12 protein-coding genes are annotated in these 16,734 nt (G+C 36.6%); 11 read left to right on the top strand and 1 reads right to left on the bottom strand.

Features of this window, described 5'->3' with window-relative positions; genetic code table 11:
* Positions 1 to 38: 38 nt before the first annotated feature.
* The 11 genes from ilvC (at position 39) to yihA (ending at position 15,972) form a co-directional block, all read left to right on the top strand.
* Entirely contained in the window at positions 39 to 1,061 is a 1,023-nt protein-coding gene (gene ilvC / locus NST77_RS13225) for a ketol-acid reductoisomerase (RefSeq protein WP_061798688.1), read from the top strand.
* Positions 1,048 to 2,583, top strand: coding sequence for a 2-isopropylmalate synthase (locus tag NST77_RS13220; protein ID WP_123258061.1), 1,536 nt, complete (start codon positions 1,048 to 1,050; stop codon positions 2,581 to 2,583). The genes ilvC and NST77_RS13220 overlap by 14 nt, the downstream gene beginning before the upstream one ends.
* A gap of 47 nt (positions 2,584 to 2,630) precedes the next feature.
* Positions 2,631 to 3,731: a 3-isopropylmalate dehydrogenase gene (leuB, locus tag NST77_RS13215; protein ID WP_341123069.1), complete on the top strand. Its 1,101-nt coding sequence runs from the start codon at positions 2,631 to 2,633 to the stop codon at positions 3,729 to 3,731.
* A gap of 389 nt (positions 3,732 to 4,120) precedes the next feature.
* The gene (leuC, locus tag NST77_RS13210; protein ID WP_123258060.1) at positions 4,121 to 5,533 is read left to right on the top strand and encodes a 3-isopropylmalate dehydratase large subunit; all 1,413 of its coding nucleotides are present in this window, start codon (positions 4,121 to 4,123) and stop codon (positions 5,531 to 5,533) included.
* Positions 5,534 to 5,547: 14 nt separating this feature from the next.
* A complete protein-coding gene (leuD, locus tag NST77_RS13205; protein ID WP_095331526.1) occupies positions 5,548 to 6,138 on the top strand; it encodes a 3-isopropylmalate dehydratase small subunit in 591 nt (196 codons plus the stop codon).
* 182 nt (positions 6,139 to 6,320) lie between these two features.
* A complete protein-coding gene (locus NST77_RS13200; protein WP_095331527.1) occupies positions 6,321 to 7,343 on the top strand; it encodes a tetratricopeptide repeat protein in 1,023 nt (340 codons plus the stop codon).
* 215 nt (positions 7,344 to 7,558) lie between these two features.
* A complete protein-coding gene (gene tig, locus NST77_RS13195; protein ID WP_047943562.1) occupies positions 7,559 to 8,845 on the top strand; it encodes a trigger factor in 1,287 nt (428 codons plus the stop codon).
* Positions 8,846 to 9,208: 363 nt separating this feature from the next.
* Positions 9,209 to 10,474 carry an ATP-dependent protease ATP-binding subunit ClpX gene (clpX, locus tag NST77_RS13190; RefSeq protein ID WP_047943563.1) on the top strand — a complete coding sequence of 422 codons (1,266 nt, stop codon included), beginning with the start codon at positions 9,209 to 9,211 and terminating at the stop codon, positions 10,472 to 10,474.
* Between the two features lie 394 nt (positions 10,475 to 10,868).
* On the top strand, positions 10,869 to 12,542 hold the full coding sequence (gene lonB, locus NST77_RS13185; protein ID WP_341123068.1) for an ATP-dependent protease LonB: 1,674 nt from the start codon (positions 10,869 to 10,871) through the stop codon (positions 12,540 to 12,542).
* A 518-nt stretch (positions 12,543 to 13,060) separates the two neighbouring features.
* Positions 13,061 to 15,388: an endopeptidase La gene (lon, locus tag NST77_RS13180; protein ID WP_095331530.1), complete on the top strand. Its 2,328-nt coding sequence runs from the start codon at positions 13,061 to 13,063 to the stop codon at positions 15,386 to 15,388.
* On the top strand, positions 15,385 to 15,972 hold the full coding sequence (gene yihA, locus NST77_RS13175) for a ribosome biogenesis GTP-binding protein YihA/YsxC (RefSeq protein ID WP_047943566.1): 588 nt from the start codon (positions 15,385 to 15,387) through the stop codon (positions 15,970 to 15,972). Before lon ends, yihA begins: the two co-directional genes overlap by 4 nt.
* Before the next feature lie 169 nt (positions 15,973 to 16,141).
* On the opposite strand, the gene NST77_RS13170 is transcribed toward yihA, so the two are convergent.
* Positions 16,142 to 16,630, bottom strand: a complete 489-nt coding sequence (locus NST77_RS13170) for a LiaI-LiaF-like domain-containing protein (protein ID WP_095331532.1) — start codon at positions 16,628 to 16,630, stop codon at positions 16,142 to 16,144.
* Between the last annotated feature and the right edge of the window lie 104 nt (positions 16,631 to 16,734).

Raw genomic sequence — 16,734 nt, 5'->3', positions numbered from 1 at the left:
AATAAATCTAATTTTTACAGACGAAAGGGAGATTAATTATGGCAAAAATGTATTATAACGGAGACGCAAATTTAGGATATTTTAACGGGAAAACAGTTGCAGTGATTGGTTATGGATCACAAGGCCACGCACATGCTTTAAATATGAAGGATAGTGGTGTTTCAGTAATCATCGGGTTAAGAAAAGGGAATTCATGGAATAAAGCAGTGGAAGACGGATTTGACGTATTTCCAGTTGGAGAAGCAACAGCTAAGGCTGATATTGTGATGATTTTGCTTCCAGATGAACTACAAACAAAAGTATATAATGAAGAAATTAAACCTAACTTAACAAATCAAGCGTTAATGTTTGCCCATGGATTTAATATTCATTTTAATCAAATTGTTCCACCTAGTGAGAGTGATGTACTATTAGTTGCTCCTAAAGGTCCAGGTCACCTAGTAAGAAGAACATATGAACAAGAAGCAGGAGTCCCAGCATTATTTGCAATCTATCAAGATGTAACTGGTGAGGCGAGAGAACTGGCACTTGCTTACGCAAAAGCGATTGGAGCATTACGTGCAGGAGCGCTGGAGACAACGTTTAAAGAAGAAACAGAAACAGATCTTTTTGGTGAACAAGCGGTTCTATGTGGAGGGCTTACAGCACTAGTAAAAGCAGGCTTTGAAACATTAGTAGAAGCTGGATATCAACCAGAATTAGCATATTTTGAATGTTTACATGAGCTGAAATTAATTGTTGATTTGATGTATGAAGATGGAATGGCAGGAATGAGATATTCTATTTCTGATACCGCACAATGGGGCGATTTTGTAACAGGACCACGTATTGTTACAGATGAGGTGAAAAAAGAAATGAAAGCTGTCCTTACAGATATTCAAGAAGGTAAATTTGCAAAAGGATGGATTCTTGAAAATCAAGCGAATAGACCAGTATTCAACGCAATTAATGATAGAGAGAGCGAGCATCTAATCGAGAAGGTTGGGAAAGAATTGCGGGCAATGATGCCATTTGTTAAAAGCTCGCGAAAGAAAGAAGTGGTGGGTAGTGGCAAAAATTAAGATATTTGATACGACATTGAGAGATGGAGAGCAATCTCCTGGCGTAAACTTAAATTTGGCTGAGAAGTTGGTTATTGCTGAGCAGTTAGAAAAATTGAATGTAGACATTATAGAGGCAGGCTTTCCTGCTGCCTCTAAAGGTGATTTTCAATCTGTTCAACAAATTGCACGTACAATAAAAAATAGCTCTGTTACCGGCCTAGCAAGAGCGGTAACATCTGATATTGATGCAGCTTGGGAAGCATTAAAGGATGGAGCAGAACCAAGAATTCATGTATTTTTAGCAACAAGTCCTATCCATCGGGAATATAAGCTAAAACTTTCGAAAGAGCAAGTGATCGAAAGAGCTGTTTCAGCTGTAAAGTATGCAGCTGAAAGATTCCCAGTTATTCAATGGAGTGCAGAGGATGCATGTCGGACAGAATTGCCATTTTTAGCAGAGATAATAGAAGAAGTTATTCAAGCGGGAGCACGAATTATTAATATACCAGACACAGTAGGCTATATAACGCCTAACGAATATGGAGAAGTTTTTCAATATTTAAAAAATAATGTTCCATCTATTGACAAAGTTTCTCTCTCTACTCATTGTCATGATGATTTAGGGATGGCGACAGCAAACTCATTAGCTGCTATCGAAAATGGGGCAACACAAGTAGAATGTACGATTAATGGTATCGGAGAGCGTGCTGGCAATGCTTCTATGGAAGAAATAGTGGTAGCGCTTCATATTAGAAATGATCATTATCAAGAAAAAACAAGAATTAATTTAAAAGAAATTAGTAGAACAAGCAGTCTTGTAAGTGAATTAACGGGCATGCTAGTTCCTGGAAATAAAGCGATTGTTGGTCGCAATGCTTTTGCTCATGAATCTGGTATTCATCAGGATGGTGTTCTTAAGGAGAAAACGACTTATGAAATTATTTCTCCAGAGCTTGTAGGCTATGTAAACAACAATAATATGGTTCTCGGGAAGCATTCAGGCAGCCATGCGTTTAAAACAAAGCTGAACGAACTAGGGCTGCGAGTGAATGATGAGGATGTGAAAGATCTTTTTATGGCCTTTAAGGATTTAGCAGATCATAAAAAAGAAATTTCTGATGAAGACATTATTGCCATTGTTTTAGAGAAGAAGCTAGCTAAAGAAGAGAAGTATTATGAGTTAGTGGACGTAAAGGTTCAACATAAAAATGATAATGAAGCAGATGCAACAGTGAAACTTTTCGGTCCGAAAAATGAACTGATTATTCAACATGGCACTGGTTCTGGAAGTGTTGAAGCATTATATAACACATTGGAAATGTCTATATCTGGCCAGGTGAAGTTGGAAGATTATCGAATTCAGTCACTGGGAGCTGGCAGAGATGCATTAGCTCAAGTATTTGTCAGAGTTCAATATGACGAAAAAGAAAGTACAGGAAGAGGTTTAGACCAAGATGTATTAATAGCCTCTGCAAAGGCCTATATAAATGCGATTAATAGAGGGATTCTTGCCAAAGAACAATTTCTTGAAAAAGTGTAGGGATTGAGGTCTAAAACATCAAGCTTTGATATAGGGAGCGAGTAGAAATGAAAAAAAGAATCGCCGTATTGCCAGGTGATGGAATTGGACCTGAAATAGTAGCAGGCGCTATGAAGATTTTGCAGTTAATAGAGACATTATTTAGTCACCAGTTTGAAGTTACATACGTAGATATTGGTGGATGTGCGACAGATAAAACAGGAACACCATTACCTAATGAGACGATTACCATTTGTAAAAATAGTGATGCAATTCTTTTAGGGGCAGTAGGTGGACCGAAATGGGATGCGCTTCCTGTTGAAAAACGTCCAGAGCAAGGACTATTAAAAATAAGAAAAGAATTGAACTTATTTGCGAACATTCGTCCAACAACCTGTTATGAAAGCTTGGCGGAAGCATCTCCCCTTAAAGCAGATATTATTGAAGGAGTAGATTTGGTTGTTGTCCGTGAATTGACAGGCGGCATCTATTTTGGAAAGCCAAGCGAACGAACGATTATCGATGGGAAACCTGGTGCTGTAGATACACTATTATACAAAAATGAAGAAATCGAGCGAGTTATTGAGAAAGCATTTGAAATTGCTAGAACGCGATCAAAAAAAGTTACTTCTGTTGATAAAGCCAATGTTTTAGAGACTAGTAGAGTATGGCGAGAAATCGCAAGTAAAATAGCGGAAAAATATCCAGATGTTATGCTTGAACATATGCTTGTAGATAATGCAGCAATGCAGCTTGTTCGAAATCCAAAACAATTTGATGTGATTGTCACAGAAAATATGTTTGGCGATATCTTAAGCGATGAAGCATCCGTGCTAACAGGATCATTAGGAATGTTGGCATCGAGCAGCATGTCAGCAGATGGACCATATCTTTATGAACCGATCCACGGATCTGCACCAGATATCGCTGGAGAAAATATCGCTAATCCCCTTGCAACGATTTTATCTGTAAGTATGATGTTGCGATTATCTTTTCAAATGGAGAAAGAAGCTTCGATTATAGAAGAGGCGGTAAATAATGTTCTAAATCAAGGTTATAGAACAAGAGATATTCTTTCACCAAACTGTAAAATTGTTTCGACGACTGCGATGGTGGAAGCAGTTGAGAAAGAAATTCATCAGCTTGCAAAAGTGACACAAGTATTATAACAAGGTTGCTCTGCTGTGGGATAATGAGTTTGGCTGATAAATAGCGTGGTTTGGCTGAAAAAATAGAAGTTTGGCTGATAAGTAGCGTGGTTTGGCTGAAAAAACAGAAGTTTGGCTGATAAATAGCGTGGTTTGGCTGAAAAATCAAGAATTTGGCTGATAAGCAATGCAAGTTAGTTGAAAAAATAGAAAATCACCTAAGAACAGCTCAAATTAATGTAAAAATTGCACAAAGGGCATATAAATAAACACAGTTCATCAAAAGTGGCAGTGATTGGATAAGGGACTAATAATAGAGAGAAATGAAATGTTAAAGGGCTCGTCAAAAGAATACTTTGACAGCCCTTTAATCAACAACAGGGAAAAAATATGGATTGGAGGGTAAAGTAATGGGAAAATCCATTATCGATAAAATTTGGGAAAAACATGTAGTACATAGAGAAGAGGGAAAGCCGGATTTATTATATATTGATTTGCATCTTGTCCATGAAGTAACCTCACCGCAAGCATTTTCCGGATTAAGAATGAAAAATCGCAAAGTGAGAAGGCCAGACCGAACTTTTGCCACAATGGATCATAATGTGCCAACGATTAACCGCTTTAAGATAGACGACGAAATTGCCTTAAATCAGATGACCACATTAGAAAAAAACTGTGTAGAATTTGATATCCCATTAGCTGGTCTGCAAAGTCCGGAGCAGGGGATTGTTCATGTGATTGGTCCAGAACTTGGATTAACTCAGCCTGGTAAAACAATCGTTTGTGGGGATAGTCATACATCAACCCATGGTGCGTTTGGGGCACTAGCATTTGGAATAGGCACAAGTGAGGTAGAACATGTACTTGCTACGCAAACGTTATGGCAAACAAGACCTAAAACATTAAAAGTTGAGGTCAATGGAAAGCTAGCCTTTGGTGTGAATGCGAAAGATGTCATTCTTTATGTGCTTTCTAAACATGGAGTCAACTTTGGAACTGGCCACGTTATTGAATATACAGGGGAAGTGATTCGCAATCTATCGATGGAAGAAAGAATGACCATATGTAATATGTCCATTGAGGGCGGAGCGCGTGCAGGCTTAATTTGTCCAGATGAAACGACTTTTGCCTATTTAAAAGGCAGAAAACACGCGCCAGAAAATTGGGATGAAGCAGTACAAGAATGGCGTAATTTAGCTTCAGATAAGGATGCTATTTACGATAAAGTTATCACGATTGATGGCAATGATATTGCGCCAATGGTAAGCTGGGGAACCAATCCATCTATGACGGCTAAAGTAGATGAAAAGATTCCAACAGCAGATTCTTATCAAGAGGAAACGGATCGTCGCGCTTTACATAGTGCTCTTCAATATATGGGGCTAAAAGAAGGAATGGCGATTACCGATATCGCGATCCAGCATGTGTTTATTGGTTCTTGTACGAATTCAAGAATAGAAGATTTAAGACAAGCAGCATCAGTGATTAAAGGACAAAAAGTTTTTCCTGGAGTAAGAGCATTAGTTGTTCCAGGTTCCCAGCAAGTTAAAAAACAGGCAGAAGCAGAAGGCCTAGATAAACTGTTTGTTGAAGCAGGGTTCGAGTGGCGAGATGCAGGATGCAGTATGTGCTTAAGCATGAATAACGACGTAGTTCCAAGCGGTGAGCACTGTGCTTCCACTTCTAATCGTAATTTTGAGGGAAGACAAGGAGCAGGTGCAAGAACCCATTTAGTCAGTCCTGCAATGGCAGCAGTAGCAGCGTTAAATGGACGATTTGTTGATATTCGCAAAGTGAATACAGAATTACAAGCAACAGTGTAAAGGAGGAGTCTCTAATGAGTGGCTTTAAGAAGCTTTATGAAAAAGCAGTAGCAATGGATCGAGTAAATGTGGATACAGATCAAATTATCCCTAAGCAATTTTTGAAACGTATCGAAAAGACAGGATTTGGTAGATTTGCGTTTTTTGATTGGCGCTATTTGAAAAATGGCGAACCGAATCCTGAATTTGAACTGAATCAACCTGAAAATCAAGGAGCCTCTATTTTAATTGCGAATAAAAACTTCGGATGTGGATCTTCAAGAGAGCATGCACCGTGGGCTTTGCAGGATTTTGGCTTTTCCGTTGTCATTGCTCCCTCTTTTGCAGATATCTTTTATCAAAACTGTTTGAAAAATGGGATGCTTCCAATTCAATTGCAGACAGATGAAGTAGAATATCTTTTAAAAGCTGCCCAAAGCCAACCCTATTTTCTTCATATAGATCTTGAAAAAGAGAGAGTAGAGGACGACCAAGGGTTTTCAACATCGTTTTCTATCCATCCATATTGGAAAAAAATGTTGATTAACGGCTGGGATGAAATTGAAATCACCCTTCAATACAGTGATAAAATAGCAGAATATGAAAATAGAGCCGTTTCAAAATAATCTAATGAAGGGACCCTTAGGAGATCACATCATTATCTTCTAAGGGTCTTTCCTTTTGCTGTTGTTTGTTTTTGTAGATTAAAAATATTAGCAGCAACCACATTATGGAAGAGGTAGGTTGCATCCTAGAGAAAAAAAAGCTACACTAGCAACAAAAAGAATATGTATAGGCGGTTAAAAGGATGAAGAAACGGGAGCAGGAAAAAAAGGATAACGTTGTTTTTTTTCCCGATTTAGATAAACGATTATTGCAAAAAGGATTAGATGCTATTCAAGAAAAGCAATACAAAGAGGCTATTTCATTTTTAGAAGAAGCAAAAGAACGAAATCCATTTCATCGTGACATAAACATTGGACTCATTCTCGCTTACTATGAATTAGGATTGTTGGAACAGGCAAAGCATCTAGCGAAGGAAACACTGAAACAAGATGATGGAGACTACATCCATGTACTTGAATTGTATATTATGATTCTAGTCCAGCTACATGAATATGAAGAAATAGTTACTACGATTGAAGGTTTGCTAGAAGAACACCAAATACCAGCAAATAAAATAGAACATTTCTCTAAAATGCTTTTATTTAGCAGAAAAATGGCTGAGTCCGCTTCCCTATCGCAAGCGGATGATTATCGAGAAGAGGAATCTGAAGAGACAACCGAGAGTTTAATGAACTTAGAGGATCCTCAGGAAGAAATGTTGCTAATAGCTAAAATGTCTAGCAAAAATATTCGCGCATATATAGAAGAAGTAAAGCAGTATCTTCTTGATGTGGAGAAAAATCCTTTTTTAAAAACGATGCTAATCAATATTTTAAGAGAGCAAGAATATGAAAAAGAAGTAGAAATTGAGAAGTTTGATCGAAAGATTGTCATACAACCAACAGCATTAAAGGATATGAAAGAACAGGAGCAATATAAGAAAATTATTACTATTCTCATTGATTATGTGGAAAGTAATAACCCTATTTTATTTGAAAATATTAAAATGTTAATAGATCGACAAATGTTTTTGCTGTACCCATTTGCGCTAGCAGAATACAAGGATGAAACATGGGCTGCGGCTTATCATGCAGTTGTAAATCAATATTTTGGCCAAGAGGATGAGGAAGAAATATTTGTATTATACGAAGTAGATGAGACTGAATTTGAACAAGCAAAAACGTTTATTTATCAGCTGGAGCAAATTTCTTATCCTAATATTTAGGCAAGGATGTTGAAACAACTAGAACCTATGATATAATGTAATGGTTGCATTTAGAAAATGCGAAGATGTATATTTCTTACTAGATAACTTTTTTCCTATTAGGAGGTTCTTTCTGTTTCGATAGAAATAGTAGCCAAACAAGAATAAAGAAGTTAATCTATACATTAGTAGAAGTAATGAAAAAGTAGAATAGATTGTTGGAGGGAATTTATAGTATGTCAGCTAAATGGGAAGTTTTAGAAGGGAACCGCGGTGTTCTTACAATTGAATTAGATGCAGAAAAACTAAACGAAGGTTTAGATTTAGCATTTAAAAAAGTAGTTAAGCAAGTAAATATTCCAGGTTTCCGTAAAGGTAGAATTCCACGTGGAATGTTTGAACAACGTTTTGGTGTTGAGTCTTTATACCAAGATGCAATTGATATTCTTTTACCAGAAGCTTATGCAAATGCAATTGATGAAACTGGAATCGAGCCAGTTGATCGTCCTGAAATCGATGTAGAACAAATCGAAAAAGGAAAATCTTTAATTTTCAAAGCAACTGTTACAGTGAAACCTGAAGTAACATTAGGTGAATACAAAGGGTTAGAAGTACCTGCTGTAGAAACAACAGTTACAGATGAAGAAGTTGAAGCGGAAATTAAAGCATTGCAAGAAAAACAAGCTGAATTAGTAGTAAAAGAAGAAGGAACTGCTGAATTAGGAGATACAGTTGTTATCGACTTCGAAGGATTCCAAGATGGAGTTGCTTTTGAAGGTGGAACTGCTGAGAACTTCTCATTAGAACTTGGTTCAGGACAATTTATTCCTGGGTTTGAAGAAAAATTAGTGGGAGTTGCTACTGGCGAATCAACTGAAGTTGAAGTTACATTCCCAGAAGAATACCATGCTGAAGATTTAGCTGGTAAGCCTGCGACATTTAAAGTAACAGTTCATGAAATCAAAGGGAAAGAACTTCCTGAATTAGATGATGAATTTGCTAAAGATGTAGATGAAGAAGCGGAAACATTAGCTGAATTAAAAGAAAAAATTAAAACTCGTTTAGAAAATGATAAAAAGCATCAAGCAGAGCACACAGTTCGTGATACAGTTGTAGAAAAAGCTTCTGAAAATGCGAAAATGGATATTCCATCAGCAATGATTGATACAGAAATCGACCGCATGATGAGCGAATTTGAACAACGTTTACAAATGCAAGGTATGAATCTTGAGCTATACTTCCAATTCTCAGGACAAGATGAAGCAGCACTTAAAGATCAAATGAAAGAAGACGCTGAAAAACGTGTTCGTTCAAACTTAACACTTGAAGCTATCGTTGCTGCAGAAAACATCGAAGTAACAGAAGAAGAAGTGAATGCTGAACTCGAAAATATGTCTCAAATGTACAATATGCCAGTAGATGCTATTAAACAAGCATTAGGCGGCGTTGAAAACTTACAAATGGACATAAAAATGAGAAAAGCAATCGATTTCCTTGTAGAAAACAGTAAAACTGTTGCATAATAGAAGTAAGTAAAAAAACTAAGGCGCGACTATTTCGTGCCTTAGTTTTATATTAGTGTTAAATAACATATAATATGGGTAACTATAAAATAAGTTACTCTAACCGTACAGGAGTATACAATCAAATAAGAGATAATTTTCCAGATTTAAAGAAGCGAAATCTGGTTATGATTAAAGAAGTATATCCATTTTACCGTTATTGGATGATAGAGAACTGCAAATCCGAGTTGTATTATTTCCTGTACATTACTATCATGTGATACAATTCAATACATAACTGTTGAAAAAAGTAAAATTTGTTTCTGAACAAATAATAATCCGTAACGGTAAAAATATACAAAAGAAGTTTTAAGGGGTGAAGGCATGTTTAAATTTAATGACGAAAAAGGCCAGCTAAAATGTTCATTCTGCGGAAAGACACAAGATCAAGTTCGTAAATTAGTTGCTGGACCTGGTGTATACATTTGTGACGAATGTATAGAATTATGTACAGAAATCGTAGAAGAAGAATTAGGGACAGAAGAAGAAGTAGAATTTAAAGATGTACCAAAGCCAGCAGAAATTCGCGATATCCTTAACGAATATGTAATTGGACAGGACCAAGCGAAAAAGGCTCTTTCTGTTGCAGTGTATAATCATTACAAACGTATTAACTCAAATAGTAAAATTGATGATGTAGAATTATCAAAAAGTAATATTGCGTTAATCGGACCGACTGGTAGTGGTAAAACACTTCTTGCCCAAACATTGGCAAGAATATTAAATGTACCATTTGCTATTGCAGATGCAACTAGTCTAACAGAAGCTGGATATGTAGGGGAAGATGTTGAGAATATTCTTTTGAAATTAATCCAGTCTGCAGATTATGATGTAGAAAAAGCAGAAAAAGGTATTATTTATATAGACGAAATTGATAAAGTAGCACGTAAATCTGAAAATCCTTCTATTACACGTGACGTTTCCGGTGAAGGGGTTCAGCAAGCATTATTAAAAATTCTAGAGGGTACCGTTGCAAGTGTTCCGCCTCAAGGTGGCAGAAAGCACCCTCATCAAGAATTTATTCAAATTGACACAACGAATATTCTCTTTATTTGTGGTGGAGCATTTGATGGTATCGAACCAATTATTAAAAGACGACTAGGTCAAAAAGTAATTGGATTTGGTTCTGACGGTAAACAAGCTGAAATAGAAGATAAAGATTTATTATCTAAAGTACTTCCAGAAGATTTATTACGTTTTGGCTTAATACCTGAATTTATTGGTCGTCTTCCAGTTATTGCCAGTCTTGGTCAATTAGACGAAGAAGCATTAATGGAAATATTAACAAAGCCCAAAAATGCATTAGTAAAACAATTTAAGAAAATGATGGAATTAGATGATGTCGAATTAGAATTTGAAGAAGAAGCACTGAAAGAAATTGCTAAAAAAGCAATTGAAAGAAAAACAGGTGCACGCGGATTACGTTCTATTATCGAAGGCATTATGTTAGATGTTATGTTTGACCTGCCTTCAAGAGAAGACATTGTTAAATGTGTCATTACGAAAGAAACAGTAACGGATAATGCTTCACCTAAGCTTGTTCTAGAAGATGGAACAGTGGTGGATAAAGAAACAAAAACTTCAGCTTAACAACAGTTACGAGAAGAATCAATGATATCTATCATTGATTCTTTTTTTGCGGGCGAAAGTAGAAGGATGTAACAATTGCTACAAGCCCATACTTCGATTTTAATCATCAATTATATATCATTCCTATATATTTTTTCCTTGAAATCTTGTTTATTCCAACAAAGGGAAGGAGATACTATTTTTTAAAGACAAGGCACAATTTGTATATAGTCTTTATGGAAGAATCTATTTATAGCCTGATGCGACTGCGGAATTTGATGCTGATATTCAATCAAAAAATTTTCCTTTCCATCTGAGCTGTAGGGGTAGATACATATCGCTAACCATTGAAGGAAACTTGAGCTAATACATGTGCGAAGTTTTAAAACAACAAGATTTCAGGAGGTAATTTTTTATGAGTTGGGCGGAGATTGCTTTATTTGTACAACTATTCTTTGGAATTATTATCGGACTATATTTCTGGAATTTATTAAAGAGCCAGAGAAGCCAAAAAGTTTCGATTGACCGGGAATCAAAAAAAGAAATGGATCAATTAAGAAAGATTCGCGCCATTTCATTAACGGAACCTCTTTCTGAAAAAGTACGTCCAACAAGCTTCTCAGATATTGTGGGACAAGAGGATGGGATCAAAGCTTTAAGAGCCGCTCTCTGTGGACCAAATCCCCAGCATGTCATTATTTATGGACCACCAGGGGTTGGAAAAACAGCTGCAGCTAGGCTTGTATTAGAGGAAGCAAAGAAAAATCAAAAGTCACCCTTTAAGCCAAACTCTGTGTTTGTAGAATTAGATGCTACAACAGCTAGATTTGATGAAAGAGGGATAGCGGATCCATTAATCGGTTCTGTACATGACCCGATTTATCAAGGGGCTGGAGCAATGGGGCAAGCTGGAATCCCACAGCCAAAACAAGGTGCTGTTACAAATGCACATGGCGGCGTTCTATTTATCGATGAAATCGGAGAATTGCATTCTACGCAAATGAATAAGCTTCTAAAAGTATTAGAGGACAGGAAGGTTTTTTTAGAAAGTGCTTATTACAATGAGGAGAATACGCAAATTCCTTCCCATATACATGATATTTTTAAAAATGGACTACCGGCTGATTTTCGTTTAATCGGGGCGACGACAAGAACGCCAAACGAGATACCTCCAGCCATTCGCTCGAGATGTATGGAAGTGTTTTTTCGAGAATTAACGAAAGAAGAAGTGATTCAAATTGGCAAAAAGGCTGCTGATAAGGTGAAGATGAGAATAAGTGAGAAAGCCCTTGATACACTCTCTGAGTATGCAAGAAATGGAAGAGAGGCTGTTAATATGGTCCAGATTTCTGCTGGACTAGCAATTGGAGAGGATCGCGATTTTATAAAGGATGATGAAGTAGAATGGGTGATTCATTCTAGTCAACTTTCTCCAAGAATGGAAAGGAAAATTAATAACCATTCTGTTATTGGAGCTGTTAATGGATTAGCAGTATATGGTGCCAATATCGGGGCTTTGCTGGAAATTGAAGTAACAGTAATTCCAGCAAAAGATGGAAAAGGAAGCATAAATATTACTGGGATTGTCGAGGAGGAGAGTATTGGCGGACAAGGAAAATCCATTAGACGGAAAAGTATGGCGAAGGGATCCATTGAAAATGTCATTACTGTATTACGTTCTATGGATGTTCCTGCAGATCAATTTGATATTCATGTAAACTTTCCAGGCGGTATTCCAATTGATGGGCCTTCTGCAGGCATTTCAATGGCTACAGGGATTTACTCAGCGATCTACAAGCAGCCTGTTGATCGGCAAGTAGCGATGACCGGTGAGATCAGTATTCACGGAAAAGTGAAGCCTATCGGGGGAGTTGTCGCAAAGGTGAAAGCTGCTAAAGCTGCGGGTGTTCAAAAAGTTATTATCCCACAGGAAAATATGCAAGCAATATTAGATGAAATAAAGGATATCACCATTATTCCTGTGAAGACATTAAATGAAGTGCTGGAAAATGCGCTCCTTAAAGAAGAGTGGAAAGAAGAAGCAATCCCAGCTTCCACCATTGCATTAACAAAGAAAGAGAGTATATAATTTTAAGCTAAAATGCAAATTAAATTAAGCATTGTCACTGTCGGCTAATTCTGTAAAGGGAGAGTTAGTCGGCGTTTTTTTGTGGGAAAATAGCCTAAACAAGCTTTATAGTTTTTCGTGCAGAAATATCCTTTTAAAATAAGGCTATATTTTCTTAAATCCAATTATTATTATATAATTGAATATATATGTGTAAGCATAAACAGTCTTTTTTCTTGAATGGAAATCGTCTAAATAAGCCATTTTAAATAAGGAAGGCTTGTTTTTAATTGCAATCTATTCTTTTTATCTTTCTGCTTTCTTTAATGAGCTATTTTAATAAGGATTAGCAAAAAAACGAAGGCGAAAAGTAGTTCTATTTTTACGGCTTGTCTAATAACCCTAGTTAATAGACACATTTTCATAAATAAGATAGAATTGTACAAAGCATTAGAATGCAAAGGGAGCCTATGTGGTAAATAATGATTAGAAATAGGCGATATAAGGAAAGAGATTTTTAAAGCTGGAGGTGCAACGTGATGGAGGAAAATAAAAAAACAATAGTCCCCCTCCTGCCGCTTCGGGGTTTACTGGTTTATCCAACGATGGTGCTTCATTTAGATGTTGGTCGTGATAAGTCAGTGCAAGCTCTCGAAAAAGCAATGGTAGAAGACCATTTAATTTTTCTTACAATGCAAAAAGATATGGATATAGATGAACCTGAAGAAGAGGATCTATATAAAATGGGAACTTTAACAAAAGTGAAGCAAATGTTAAAGCTGCCAAATGGAACAATTAGAGTTCTTGTTGAAGGGGTACAAAGAGCAGAATTAGAAGAATTGATGGAGGAAGATGGTTATTTTGCTGCAAGACTACGTTTGTTTGAAGAAGAAACTACCAAAGACGTAGAAGATGAGGCATTAATGAGAACAATGCTTCAATATTTTGAGCAATACATAAAAATTTCTAAAAAAATATCGCATGAAACATATGCAGCTGTTTCCGATATGGAAGAGCCGGGCAGAATGGCCGATATTATTGCTTCCCATCTACCAATTAAATTAAAAGAAAAACAGCAAATTTTAGAAACTTTAAATAATAAGCAGAGAATGAATTATGTTATCGACATTATTCAAAATGAAAAAGAGGTGTTAAACCTCGAGAAGAAAATAGGTCAGCGCGTAAAGAAATCAATGGAAAGAACACAAAAGGAATATTATTTACGCGAACAAATGAAAGCCATTCAAAAAGAATTAGGTGACAAGGATGGCAAAACTGGCGAAGTAAGTACACTGCTTGAAAAAATTGAAGAGGCGGGCATGCCAGACCATGTAAAGGTAACAGCATTAAAGGAATTAGATCGCTATGAAAAAATTCCTTCTACCTCTGCAGAAAGTTCTGTCATCCGCAATTATATTGACTGGCTCTTGGCATTACCATGGACCAATGCAACAGAAGATGATTTGGATCTTATTAAGGCAGAAAAAATCCTTAATGATGATCACCATGGACTAGAAAAGGTAAAAGAAAGGGTATTGGAGTATTTAGCTGTACAAAAGCTGACAAATTCTTTGAAAGGCCCTATTCTTTGTCTTGCTGGACCTCCTGGAGTGGGGAAAACCAGTCTTGCTCGTTCTATAGCTCGCTCCTTAAACCGTAATTTTGTCCGCATCTCTTTAGGTGGTGTGCGTGATGAATCAGAAATTAGAGGTCATAGACGAACTTACGTTGGGGCGATGCCAGGAAGAATCATTCAAGGAATGAAAAAGGCAGAAACCATTAATCCGGTATTTTTATTAGATGAGATTGATAAAATGTCTAATGATTTCCGAGGCGATCCTTCATCAGCCATGCTAGAAGTACTTGATCCAGAACAAAACCACAACTTCAGTGATCATTATATTGAAGAAACTTATGATTTATCGAAAGTTATGTTTATCGCAACAGCTAATAATTTAGCTACCATTCCTGGTCCATTACGTGATAGAATGGAAATTATCTCGATAGCTGGATATACAGAAATCGAGAAAATTCATATTGCGAAAGATCATCTATTGCCTAAACAAATTAAAGAGCATGGATTATCGAAAGCACAGCTCCAAATTAGAGAAGACGGACTCCAAAAAATTGTTCGTCTCTATACTAGAGAAGCAGGAGTTCGTACTTTAGAAAGGCAATTAGCTACAATTTGCCGCAAAACAGCAAGAATGATTGTAACAGCTGAGAAGAAAAAAGTCGTTATCACAGCTAAAAATGTAGAGGATTTCCTTGGTAAGCCAATTTTTCATTATGGTCAAGCTGAGGAAGAGGATCAAGTTGGCGTAGCAACTGGTCTTGCCTATACTACAGTTGGTGGTGATACTTTGCAAATTGAAGTATCCTTGGCGCCTGGAAAAGGTAAATTAGTCTTAACGGGAAAATTAGGGGATGTAATGAAGGAATCTGCCCAAGCGGCATTCAGCTATATACGTTCTAAATCGGAAGAGCTGGGCATTGATGCGAATTTCCATGAGAAATATGATATTCATATTCATGTTCCAGAAGGTGCTGTACCAAAGGATGGCCCATCAGCAGGAATCACCATGGTAACCGCACTTGTTTCTGCTCTTTCTGGAAAGCCAATCAAGAAAGAGGTTGGAATGACGGGAGAAGTAACATTGAGAGGGCGTGTTCTTCCAATTGGAGGATTAAAGGAAAAATCTCTTGGTGCTCACCGTGCTGGGTTAAAGACAATTATTATCCCGAAAGATAATGCGAAGGATATCGATGATGTTCCTGAAAGTGTAAGAGAAGAACTAGACTTTATCCTTGTTTCACATGTAGATGAAGTATTAAAACACGCGTTGAACGGAAGTGTAAATCTTTGAAAGTAAATCAAGCAGAAATAGTAATTAGTGCCGTAAAACCAAACCAATATCCTGAAGGAAATCTGCCAGAGTTTGCTTTAGCGGGTAGATCGAATGTTGGTAAATCTTCCTTCATTAATCGCATGCTTGGGCGAAAAGCATTAGCTCGCATTTCCTCGAAGCCAGGGAAAACACAAACATTAAATTTTTACTTAATTAATGAAATCATGCACTTTGTAGATGTACCTGGTTATGGATATGCAAAGGTTTCGAAAAAGGAACGAGAAGCATGGGGGAAAATGCTGGAAACGTATTTCACCTCTAGAGAACAATTAAAAGCAGTAGTTTTAATTACGGATCTTCGCCATCCGCCAACTGCTGATGATATTTTAATGTACGACTTTTTAAAGCATTATGGGATTCCATGTGTGGTTATTGCGACAAAAGCCGATAAAATATCCAAATCTCAATGGCAAAAACATTTAAAAGTTACAAAAGAAACATTAGGACTAAGTGCAGATGATTACCTTATCCTATTCTCATCTGAAACTGGAGAAGGAAAAGATAAAGTTTGGTCATTACTAGAGCATTTAGCTAATAAATAAAAAAAGCGACTCACATCAGCTAGCTAGGTTGAAAAGTGAGTCGTTTTTTTATATTTGTTTATAAATGAAATAATATCCTGAATAGCAAGCCTAAAAAGACGTCCAACCCGCGGAAAGCGAACAGGAATCATGCTTGTGAGTTATTCTCATGTATTATGTACGAACATCATTATTTCCTCTTTTTCGAAACTAAATAATATCCCCCCAAGATAATGAATAAAATAGGTATTAAATTATTTAACGTATGAGGACTTATTTTTAAGAATGTTAGCGAACCAAGAATTTCTTGATAGAAAAGCAAAAGAACAGCTAACAAAAGAAAAAGAAGACCGTTTAATAAGCCTTGCCCTGTTTTTTGATTTTGAAGAATAAAGCCAAGAGCGATAATTAGAATAAAAGTGCCCGTATGATCAGGCCAAATAGCAAGTTTATTTACTAAGTGAAAGTGTAAACCAAAGCCAGTTAAAATCACACCTGGCAAAATAACGCCATAATCCTTTCCTCCATAACCTTGAAAAAGAAAAGCAATCCCAATGATAATTAATAGGGTTGGCCAAGTGTACAGATTGGGTAGAATAGTAATATCAAATTCCTTTAAGATAAAATAAAATCCAAAACCGATTAATACGATACCAGAGAACCATTTTTGTGTTTTCATTATTTCCTCCACTTCCAAAAAACTAAGCTTGAATACATAGAAGATTTTTGTTACTGTACAATGAGTAAAGTGCAATATTGTACAAAAAAACGAATAAAATAACG

The organism is Niallia sp. FSL W8-0177 (assembly GCF_038006285.1).
Classification (GTDB): domain Bacteria; phylum Bacillota; class Bacilli; order Bacillales; family Cytobacillaceae; genus Niallia; species Niallia circulans_A.
Note: the sequence above shows the minus strand (reverse complement) of the source record. Positions and strands in the feature narration are given on the sequence as shown.